This window comes from Bacteroides sp. 90-K9/2, from assembly GCF_047310725.1.
GTDB lineage: Bacteria > Bacteroidota > Bacteroidia > Bacteroidales > Bacteroidaceae > Bacteroides > Bacteroides vicugnae.
Map to the genome: position 1 here is coordinate 325,354 of NZ_JBCGVL010000003.1, position 12,102 is coordinate 337,455.

6 protein-coding genes are annotated in these 12,102 nt (G+C 40.3%); 4 read left to right on the plus strand and 2 right to left on the minus strand.

The features are described 5' to 3' along the window. Positions 1–72: 72 nt before the first annotated feature. Positions 73–1,710, minus strand: coding sequence for a C69 family dipeptidase (locus tag AAHJ11_RS10715; protein WP_148364816.1), 1,638 nt, complete (start codon positions 1,708–1,710; stop codon positions 73–75). Between the two features lie 25 nt (positions 1,711–1,735). Further along, positions 1,736–3,388 (minus strand): M23 family metallopeptidase, encoded by a 1,653-nt coding sequence (locus tag AAHJ11_RS10720; RefSeq protein WP_234132934.1) that lies wholly within the window; start codon positions 3,386–3,388, stop codon positions 1,736–1,738. Positions 3,389–3,586: 198 nt separating this feature from the next. On the opposite strand from AAHJ11_RS10720, the gene AAHJ11_RS10725 reads away from it, so the two are divergent. From AAHJ11_RS10725 to AAHJ11_RS10740, 4 genes are all read left to right on the plus strand, one after another. Beyond that, positions 3,587–6,220 (plus strand): zinc-dependent metalloprotease, encoded by a 2,634-nt coding sequence (locus AAHJ11_RS10725; protein ID WP_259023244.1) that lies wholly within the window; start codon positions 3,587–3,589, stop codon positions 6,218–6,220. A gap of 32 nt (positions 6,221–6,252) precedes the next feature. Further along, positions 6,253–9,600 carry a SusC/RagA family TonB-linked outer membrane protein gene (locus tag AAHJ11_RS10730; protein ID WP_148364815.1) on the plus strand — a complete coding sequence of 1,116 codons (3,348 nt, stop codon included), beginning with the start codon at positions 6,253–6,255 and terminating at the stop codon, positions 9,598–9,600. A 12-nt stretch (positions 9,601–9,612) separates the two neighbouring features. Then, on the plus strand, positions 9,613–10,950 hold the full coding sequence (locus tag AAHJ11_RS10735) for a RagB/SusD family nutrient uptake outer membrane protein (RefSeq protein ID WP_413579509.1): 1,338 nt from the start codon (positions 9,613–9,615) through the stop codon (positions 10,948–10,950). Between the two features lie 434 nt (positions 10,951–11,384). After that, complete coding sequence (locus AAHJ11_RS10740; RefSeq protein WP_195649415.1) at positions 11,385–12,068, plus strand: WG repeat-containing protein; 684 nt, start codon at positions 11,385–11,387, stop codon at positions 12,066–12,068. Positions 12,069–12,102 lie beyond the last annotated feature (34 nt).

Here is a 12,102-nt window from a genome sequence, read left to right on the forward strand (position 1 = left end):
AATTATTTATTATCAATTTCTTGAGCACACAAATATAAAATAATAAGTTTACAAATCCTAGTTATTCAATTCTTATTTCACCAAATATCTATCACCGGTCTGTTTGACATATTCTTGCAAGAATTCTTTCGGATATCCGGGACGGATCACACCGGCAGGTTGTCCGATAGAATTACGCTCAAACTTACCATCTTTAACACGCTTCACTACTCCATCATTATACTTCACAATCAAGAATGTACCTAATTGTTTCCAAGTATCGAAAGTGCTCTGTGCAGTCATGTTTGTATAATTTGTCAGAAAATCTACTGCTGCGTTCTTATCTTTAGCCAACAGTTTGGCAGCCATCTCTTCAATGCCTTCCTGCGCATTGTTGAAAGTCGTTTCCATTTCTTTCTGCGCTTCCCGTACATCACCGATCATCAAATCATAACGCGGATAGACCATATTAGACACCCAGTTAAAAATCCAGAAAGCTGAATTCCAGGAGAATGTAATATAATCGGCTCCGCCCACACGGGTATAGCATACCGGAGCTTTCGTTGCACAGCAATAGACCGGAGTAAATACCGCCATGTTAGCATCATCCACGCCAAACCAAAGTACACCACCTATCGGGTCCGGCTTATGAGCACGCATTTGTGCAACAAATACAAATCCGCTTTGTTGAGTGGAAATGGGACGTTCGTTGAAATATTCCTTGTCGTCTACCTTGAAGTTCAGAGGAGAGAGGCGATATGGCGTCTTATAAGGACCTGCTCCGAAATCATTGGAAATATCAAGAGGCGTACCTTCATAGTGGTCACGCATCATATCTTTCACATCCTGTACAGACAGTTTTTGTTTCGGTTTCACAAAAAGAGGCATCGGAGTATCGGTCTTTCCCTCAATATAAGGAAGATAATCTTTTCCGTTATCCGTGAACTTATTAAAATAGCTCCACACACGTGCCTCACAGAAACGGCGGGCACCAAAATCAAGAGGTGCGTAGGCTAGCGAAAAGCTAAAATCTTTGTTTACTCCATTAAAATATCCCTTCTCGCGGGCAAAAGAAACAACATCCGGAGAGTACATACAGTTCTCCTTGTCATTCATATCAAACTGGTGAATACGTGACTGATTGGCATGAGCCGAGATGCAGTCGTCGGGTACACGTACAGCTACCCAAACAGCTCCACGGATTCCGGGACCTTTACCAATCATTTCCATGATCCAGATTTCATTGGGATCGGCAATAGTAAAAGACTCTCCTTCGCTATAATAACCGTATTGCTGCACTAAATCGGTCATGATTTTAATTGCTTCACGGGCAGTACGCGAACGTTGCAAACCAATATAAATCAAACTTCCGTAATCAATAATCCCTGTAGAATCCGCCAGTTCCGGACGTCCACCGAAAGTAGTCTCACCAATCGTAACCTGATATTCATTCATATTACCGACTACATTGTAAGTCTGACGTGCCTGCTCTATTTCTCCCAAATACTTGCCGGTATCCCATTCATATACTTTCAACATCGTTCCCTTCGGGTAGGTAGCAGCCGGATAATGATAAAGTTCTCCGAACAGGCCATACGAGTCGGCAGAATAGGAAACGATTGTCGAGCCATCGGCAGACGCATTCTTTCCGACAATCAGGTTAGTGCAAGCGAAAGTGTTCGCCACAGCCGCCATAAATACAGCAGCACAAAAAATAATTCTTTTCTTCATAAATATATGATTCACTTTTAATAATTTACCAAACAAAACTTTCACGAGCTACCGTTTCATTTCCGCAACCATCGGTCACTGTAAACTCGACCGTATGCTTTCCGCCCTTCTTCACGTGTTTCGGATCAAGTACACATTCCCAGTACGATTTCACCATATTGGGGCGTCCGAAAAGTGCATACTTACCGTCAATCGTCCCGCGATAGGAAGCAATTCCCGTCCCCTGATCTTTCAGCCGATAGACAATCTTTCCGTTTCTTCCCCACTGGTTCTTATTAACAGGAATAATCTCCGGCGGAATGGTGTCGATGGCAACAGTATAAGTTCCTAACTCCTTGATGGCAGCTTTCATATATCCGTCTTCATACTTTCCGCCTACGCTGTACTTTCCTCCCTTCGGAGTGATGCGGGCCACATAATATTTGGTCGTATCGGCAACCGGCTTTCTACGCAATCCGATACGAAGTTCGCAAGCTGCATGCAATGGAACCGTCTTATCATTCAGTTGATAAGTAAAAGCAACGGCACCACTATCCGCCTTCATCTGATAATTGAGGGGGACATCGTCATACAACATTCCTTTCGGAATAACCAGGCTCAATCCCGGCTCTTGCAAATAATTAGTCTTATTCCAGATGAAATAATATTTCTCCCGATGATTCAACGGTTCAATCGGCTGCTTCCGACCCCGCACGGTAAAACGATAGTTGGAAGTGTTTCCGAAAGCATCTTTCAATGTATATAAGAACTGATAATCCCGTTCCTCGTCAATCGTCACCAGACCACGATGATCATTCGACGCTTTCAGCAGACGCAACGTATTTCCCGGATCAATAAAAGATTTCATATATTGTCCATACGTCCAAGAGTTAATCATCCGGTTCTCTTCTTGCGAGAAACGATCTACGGTACTGCGAAATATTTCATTCCCATCTACCGTGAGCACAACAGAATAAACTCCGTAATGGTTACTTACGCCATCCATGTAATCGTATGCCTTGATACCCAGCCCTATCACTCCCCATGCTTCCACAGGACGTTCGCTATTGGGAAGAATCGTTTTATTCTCCTGTTTTCCATCCACCACTCCTTTGCCCGGTTGCGGGAAAAAGAGGATGCCATCAGCTTTCGGAGCACGTGTATCTTTTATTTTCGACTGGAAGAAAGGCATAGGGTCAATATAATCCCCCGATTCCGTTTCAAACACATCCAGATGAAGATGTGGGCCGAACGAATATCCGGTATTGCCGCTCCATGCAATCTGTTGACCTCCTTTTACCGGATATTCTCCCGGTTCAGGCACAATCTCCACTTCCCAGTTCTCTTCTTCATATTGAAGTTTCTCCACCCTTTCGGCAATGGGAGAAACAAAACCGCTCAAATGGCGGTTGATAGTTGAATAACCATTATGGTAGCAGACATCAAGTACATACCCCGATCCATTCGTTACGCGAATACGCGAAATATAACCATCAGCGAGAGCAAGAACGGGTTTACCGATCACTCCGCCTGTTTTAAAATCCAGCCCGCCATGGAAGTGATTGGAGCGGATTTCTCCAAAGTTTCCACTCAATGTAAGAGGAAAGTCAAAAGGAGGCACAAAGGTTGCTTGCTTTTTCTCTTGTCCATACCCTCCGATGCAGCAAGCCAGCATCAAAGCAGTGATATATCGTCTCATCATTCCATTCACTTTTTTACTCCCGCAAATGTACACTATTCCCACTAAACTATGAAATATCTGGGAGGAATGATGGTCTTAGATTCTAGTTAATATTTCTTTTAAATGTTATATTCATTGCAAATCAGTAGTTATTATGTTATTAATATTAGTACTTTTGTGGCTGTTTTTTAATTATAATTAAAAGTTAGAAACTCAATGAGAATGTATGTAAAAGTAATGGCAGCGGTCATTGCATGTATATTGCTGAGTGGAGAAACGCTCTCGGCATTTGCAACTACCCCCGCTACAGAAAATCTGAGTTGGTTTAAAAAGAAAAAGAAGAAACCAGAAGAGAAAGAAGAGAAGAGTAAAAGCGACTACGAAAAATTAGTGGAAGACAGTAAAACAACGAAAGGAATGTTTGCTGTACACCAAAAAAAGAATGACTATTATTTTGAAATTCCCACCTCACTTTTGGGACGTGATTTATTAGTTGTCAACAAACTGCAACGAGTTCCTGCCGAACTTAATGATGCAGGTGTAAACCGTGGAGTAAACTACGAGAATCAGATGGTTTGCATGGAATGGGATAAAGCTACGGGCAAATTAATGCTACGACAACAACGCCCATTACCTCTGGCCCCCCAAACGGATGCCATCTTCCGTTCGGTAAAGGATAATTTTATCTCTCCATTGATTGCCGCATTCAAAATTGAAGCGATTAATGCAGATTCTACTGCATTAGTAATCAAGGTGAATGATATTTATGACGGTACTGAAACCAGTATTAATAATGTATTTACTAATATCAATCTGGGTACTTCGGCTATCAAAAATTTATCCCGTATTTTATCCATCAAATCCTTTTCAAACAATGTCGTGGCAACTTCCGAATTGACTACCAGAGTTACAGAAGGAACTACCACTGTTTATGTGACGGTGGAAGTCAGTTCTTCTATTCTCTTGTTGCCTGAAAAGCCGATGATGGGACGATTCGACAATCAGAAAGTCGGTTATTTCACTAATCCGTTATTAAGTTTTAGTGATGCACAACAAGGTACGGATAAAACACAATATATCACTCGCTGGCGCATGGAACCCAAACCGGAAGACCGGGAGGCTTATCTGAAAGGACAGCTTGTGGAGCCTGCCAAACCAATCGTATTCTACATTGATAATTCAACACCTTACCAATGGCGTACGTACATTAAAAAAGGTATCGAGGACTGGCAGATCGCTTTCGAAAAAGCAGGTTTCAAGAACGCGATTATCGCCAAGGAAATCACAGACAGTATGCATATAGACATGGACGATGTCAATTACTCCGTACTGACTTACGCTGCTTCAGAAAAGAAAAATGCAATGGGACCTTCCCTGTTAGACCCACGTTCCGGAGAAATTCTGGAAGCTGATATTATGTGGTGGCACAATGTGCTTTCTATGGTACGCGAATGGATCACTGTGCAGACTGGAACTGTGTGTCCGGAAGCACGCAATGTGCAATTACCTGATGCTTTGATGGGAGATGCTATCCGGTTCGTTGCTTGCCATGAGGTAGGCCACTCATTGGGACTCCGTCACAATATGATGGGTTCATGGGCTTTCCCGACGGATTCGTTACGTTCCGAAGCATTTACTTCCAGAATGAATTCTACCGCTTCATCTATCATGGATTATGCACGATTCAATTATATTGCACAGCCTGGAGATGGGGTAAAAGTTCTTTCTCCGCATATCGGTCCTTATGATATGTTTGCTATCGAATATGGCTATCGTTGGTACGGAAAGAATACTCCGGAAGAAGAAAAAGATATTTTATTCGATTTCTTGAGTAAGCATACCGATCGTCTTTATAAGTATAGTGAAGCGCAGGATGTACGTGACGCAGTAGATCCACGCGCACAGAACGAAGACCTGGGTGATGATCCGGTCCGTTCTTCTTTATATGGCATCAAAAACCTGAAACGTATCGTTCCACAAATTCTTCAATGGACTACCACCGGAGAAAAAGGACAAACTTACGAAGAAGCGTCGCGTCTCTACTATGCAGTTATCAACCAGTGGAACAACTACTTATATCATGTACTTGCCAACATCGGCGGTATATATATTGAAAATACAATTGTAGGAGACGGTGTCAAGACTTATACATTCGTTGAGAAAGAGAAACAAGAAGCTTCATTGAAATTCTTGATGGATGAAGTATTGACCTATCCTAAATGGCTGTTTGACACGGAAGTAGGACAATATACCTATCTGCTCCGCAACACTCCAATCGGAAAACAGGAGAATGCTCCTACTCAAATCTTAAAGAACGCCCAAGCCTATATCCTTTGGGATTTACTAGGCAACACTCGTTTGATGCGTATGATAGAGAATGAATCTGTCAACGGAAAGAAAGCATTTACAGTAGTGGAGCTTATGGACGGACTTCATAAAAACATTTTCGGTATTACCGAACGTGGTGGCATCCCCAATGTTATGGAACGTTCTTTGCAGAAAAACTTCCTCGATGCATTACTTACAGCAGCCGCAGAACCCGAAGCTGTAAAAATCAACAAGAAGATTGCAAGCGAGCATTTCCTGCTTGACCATGCTACTCCTTTCTGTAGTTGTTATGCCGCCGAACAACGGGCACTTCGTCAGGAAGACCGAATGGGTGCTCCACGTGTGCTCAACTTCTACGGCAGTCAGCTCAACCGTATTTCTGATGCTATCTCGGTGAAACGCGGAGAGTTATTACGTATCAAGAAATTGTTGCAAAACCGCCTCGGCACTTCTGATACTGCTGCACGCTATCATTATGAAGACATGATTCTACGTATCAATACAGCTTTGGGAATCAAATAAAACAAAATCAATCACTTTAATTATCTATATTGATGAGAAAAAAATACTTATACGTTCTTATATGTTTTCTTGTTAGCACGTTGGCTACAGCCAACGCTGTTAACCGCACAATCACCGGAGTCGTTATATCCGGTGAAGACAATGAACCTCTAATCGGTGCTTCTGTATATGTTAATGCAGACGATTTGAAAAAAGCTGGAGTATCACAGACTTCTCTAGGTACTATCACTGATATGGATGGCAAATTCTCCATTTCCATTCCGGAAAAGGTGACCAGACTACATTGTAGTTATATAGGTTTTGAAGAACAAAATATCGTGTTGCAAGCTGGAAAAGATACTTATCGTATTGTCCTTCAAGCTTCATCACACACACTAGGAGACGTAGTAGTAACTGGTTATCAAGAACTGGAACGTCGTAAACTGACTGCTGCTATTGCTAAAGTAGACGTTACAGACGGAATGGTAGGCGCAGCAAAAAGTATCGACCAGGCATTAGCCGGACAAGTTGCGGGGGTAGCCGTTACGACAACTTCCGGCGCACCGGGAGCTCCTGCACGTATTCGTATTCGTGGTACAGCTTCATTGAATGGAACACAAGACCCGTTATGGGTATTGGATGGAATACCTTTGGAGGGGACTGATATTCCTGAAATCAACAAAGACAACGATAATGACATCGTAAATATGTCGCAATCTTCTATCGCAGGGTTGAGTCCAAACGACATTGAAAGCATTACGATATTAAAAGATGCAGCTGCTACTGCCATCTATGGCGCACGTGCTGCAAATGGCGTAATTGTGGTAACAACCAAAAGAGGAAAAACTGGAAAACCTGTTATTAACTTCAATACTAAATTGACTTACACCCCTAACCTCAACACTTCACGACTCAACTTACTAAACTCGGAAGAGAAAGTCGATTTGGAACTTCAATTATTGAAAGAAGCACGATTTGACATATTATGGGGGTTAACAGATCCGATAGCAGTATTTCCTGAAAAAGGAAAAGTTGCCGCGATCATGAAGCAATATAACTTAATAGACATCTATAAAGAACAGGGCTGGAACGGACTGACACCTGAAGCCCAAAATGCTATAAACAAACTGAAAACAATCAATACAGACTGGAATGATATATTATTCAGAGATGCTTTCACACAAGAATATAACTTTAGCATTTCCGGTGGTAGCGAAAAAGTTACTTATTACAATTCCCTCGGTTATGTAAAAGAAAACGGAAATGTACCTGGCGTAAGCATGAGTCGTTTTAACCTGACCAGTAAAACCTCTTATCAAGTCAACAAAATGTTAAAAATTGGAATGTCTATTTTTGCCAACAGACGCAAGAATAACACATTTATGACTGACACTTACGGACTCATCAACCCAGTATATTATTCACGTATCGCTAATCCTTACTTTGATCCATTTGACGAACAAGGAAACTACCTTTACGATTACGACGTAGTCAAAAGTAGTGAAACAGATGAAAAGCAAGGCTTTAATATATTCGAAGAACGAGCAAACACAAATAAAGAATCTGTCACCACAGCCATCAATTCTATCTTTGACGTTCAACTACGTTTTAACGATCAGTGGAAAGTTTATTCACAGATTGGTGTGCAATGGGATCAATTGTCTCAAGAAGAATATGCCGGGATAAACTCATATAATATCAGGAATATACGTGAAAACAATAAATATTGGAAAAATGGCGTACAAACCTATCTTATACCGGAAGGAGGTATGCTTAAAACAACTAATAGCACAACCTCACAACTCACATGGAAAATCCAGGGAGAATACAAAAATACATTCGGTGATATACATGATATACAAATAATGGCCGGCTCGGAAATCCGTAAAAACTGGGTAGACAATCAAGCCTCAACCGGATACGGATATGATCCCAAGAAACTGACATTCCAAAATCTCATATTTAAAGATGAAACACAGGCTAATGATTGGAATCTAAAAACCAAGTCATACAAGGAAAACGCTTTTGCTTCTTTCTTTGCCAATGGTTCATATACTTTAATGAATCGTTATACATTGGGAGGAAGTGTACGCATGGATGGTTCTGATTTATTCGGAGTAGATAAGAAATATCGTTTCTTGCCAATCTATTCGGTAAGTGGCTTATGGCGTTTATCTAATGAATCGTTCATTAGACAATACAAATGGATCGATAATTTAGCCCTTCGTCTTTCTTATGGCTTACAAGGAAATATTGATAAGGGAACCTCTCCATTCCTAGTCGGAAAATATGATAATGTGAGCATTTTACCTGGCTACAGTGAAGAAAACATTATTATCAATAGTGCTCCCAACAGTAAATTACGCTGGGAAAAAACAGCATCTTACAATCTAGGAATAGATTTTTCTGTACTCAATCAAGCCATCAATCTTAGTGTAGATTACTACTATAGAAAAGGAACAGACTTAATTGGTTCTAAAGCATTAGCTTTGGAAAATGGATTCACTAATATGTCTATAAACTGGGCTAGTATGGAAAACAAAGGTGTCGAAATAAACCTGCAAACCCGTAATATCACCACTAAAGACTTCTCTTGGTACACAACTTTCAACTTCGCATATAACCAAAATAAAGTACTAAAAGTACTTACAGATAAAAACCAAGTGACTCCTAGCTTGGAAGGATACCCCGTAGGTGCAATCTTTGCATTGAAAACCAAAGGTATAAACCCCGAGACTGGACAAATCTATCTTGAGAATAAAGAGGGGAAAGCTGTCACTGTAGAAGAATTATTCAGAATGACATCGAATGAAGACGGACTTGGCACTTACCAAATAGGGCCGAATAGTGAAGAACAAAGAGATTTCTACAGTTATATCGGAACGTCAGATGCTCCCTATACGGGCGGTTTTCTAAATACGTTCAATTACCGCAATTGGGAACTGAATTTGAATTTTTCTTATAATTTTGGAGCACACGTAAAAACAACTCCAAGTTATAATGTATCTGACTTAGATCCAGGACGCAATATGAATAGAGACATACTGGATAGATGGACACCGGAAAATAAAACAGGAAAATTCCCTGCATTAGCAACATACAACTACAATCCGGCTGACTACTACTTGTTCAGTACTCGAAATGATATTTACAGGTCATTGGATATCTGGGTGAAGAAGTTAAGCTTCGTACGTTTACAAAATATACGTCTTGCTTACCGGGTTCCATCCGAATGGCTACATAAACTAAGTATCGGAGGAGCAACTGTAGGCTTAGAAGCTCGTAACCTATTTGTTATCAGTTCAAACTACGATAATTATATGGATCCGGAATCAATGGGTAACCTATACTCTACTCCAGTTCCTAAATCTATTACATTCAACCTGAGTCTTAACTTTTAAAAAAAATAGATTATGACAAAGAAAATATATTATATATTCACATTAATAGGAAGCCTACTATTATCTTCCTGTGATAGTTATTTGGACATACAACCAGTAGGCCAAGTAATTCCTAATACATTGGCTGAATACAGAGCTTTATTCACAACTGCTTACAATACTGTACTCAATGACAGAGGAATATGCGAAATCAGGACAGATATCGCAACCATATTACAGTCTGACGCCACTTCAAAAAATGCTTTAGGAGATGTTGAGAAATGGAATGATGTTAATCCGAATGCAAGTACGAGACAATTTGGCTGGGCGGCCTATTATACCAATATCTATTATGCTAACGCAATCATTGATAAAAGAGATGAAATATCAGAAGGAAGCCAAGAAGATATTAATCAATTAGTTGGAGAAGCTTACCTTATGAGAGCATATATGCATTTTATATTGGTTAATCTTTATGGACAGCCCTATACAGCTGCCGGAGCATTAGAAACCAAGGCGATTCCTCTAAAACTCAATACTGATTTAGAAGAAATACCATCACGAAACACTGTAAAGGAAATATATACCTCTATATTGTCTGATATAGAAACAGCACAGAAGCTGATTAACAAAAAAGAATGGGAAGTTCAATATTCATACCGTTTTTCAACATTATCAGTAGACGCAATGGAGTCACGGGTATATTTATATATGGGTGAATGGGCCAAATCTTATGAAGCTTCGGAACGTGTATTAGCTGGAAAATCGACATTAGTGAACTTGAATGATGAAGGAGACAAACTTCCTAATGAATTTACATCCATAGAAATGATCACTGCCTATGAGGTTTTCCCGAATAGCGATTATGCCGGATCACTCCTACTTTACCCTTCATTTTTGCAAGAATATGAGGAAGGAAAAGATCTACGCCCAAACAAGTACTATAAAGTAAATCAAAATGGGAATTATACTTCCAGCAAAAGTGGTGAATCTAAATTCAAATGTACTTTCCGTACCGGAGAACTTTATCTAAATTCAGCCGAAGCTGCTGCACATTTAAACAAATTACCAGAAGCACGTACCCGGCTCTTGAAACTAATAGAGAATCGTTATACATCAGAAGGCTATGAGCAGAAAAAGAATGAAATAAATGCGATGAGCCAAGAAAAGCTAATCACAGAAATTCTGAAAGAACGTGCTCGTGAGCTTGCTTTTGAAGGACATCGCTGGTTTGATTTACGCCGAACTACCCGGCCGGAAATCAAAAAAGTAATTGAAGACGTAACCTACACACTTGTACAAGATGATTCCCGTTACACATTGCGTATTCCACAAGATGCAATTGATGCTAATCCAGGACTTTTAAACTAATAACAGGCATCCTTCATAGAAACTGTCTGACAATAGACTAAAAGAAGCTCTCCTTACCTAAAACGTAAGGGGAGTTTTTTTTAGTCTATCTACTAACCACTTCACATTCTATCTACATATCTCATTCATCGCAACATCTTTATCCCTCAAAAATATTGTTCTTTAACAAGAAATCCGTATCTTTGTAGCGACTTATTACGATTAATAACGTAGAAGCGTTTAGAATATTATCTCTATTCAGAATCTGGTAAATTCTTAAATTGGGGAGATAATGGCAACTAAGCGTTCACGTCTTTGTTATATACAAGGGCGTGGACTCTGTTGTTCATTTCCCAATAGGTTTACCAGAACCTTGAATAGAATGAACTAACGACGTCCACGCTTCTCTTGTATATAATGGTATCCGGACGCTTACCACACAAACAATAAGAAAAATGAGCAACACTATTACAAAGTTCTTTGCTTCTTTTTTAGCTTATGGGGTAGCTAATAAGAAAAAGCGTTTTTCGGCAATTGGCCGTTTCTCCGAAGGATTGGCTCCCGTTAAAGGAAAAATCCAATGGGGATACATCAATAAAGGATATGACGTTGTCATCCCTCTAATGTATGAACGGGCTTTCTCTTTTAAAGAAGGATTAGGAATGGTAGTACTCAATTCCCAATACGGATTCATCGACCATACCGGACAGATACGGATTCCGTTTAAGTACGCAGCCGCTCACTCGTTTGAGCAAGAATGCGCACGTGTATGCCACGATGGATTATGGGGACTGATTGACAGACAAGGAAACTACATTCTTCCACCGACTTACAGTCAAATAGAACAATTCGCGGAAGGATTAGCCCTCGTCTCGCTACACAACAAAGTAGGATTCATTAATAAGAAAGGAGAAGTTGTCATTCCCTTGAAATATGATAATGGATGCTCTTTCTCTGAAGGATTGGCTGCTGTCTGTATTGAAAGCCAGTCGTCCAAGTGGGGGTATATAAACAAAGACAACCAAGAAGTACTTCCTTTTAAGTACGATATTGCAGAACCCTTTTATAACAACATAGCTCGAGTGGGTCTCTATGGAAAAAGCATGAAAATCAACAAGCAGGGCAGTGAATGTCTATAAAATAACCACTCTACGCATTTATTCATCTCAACAC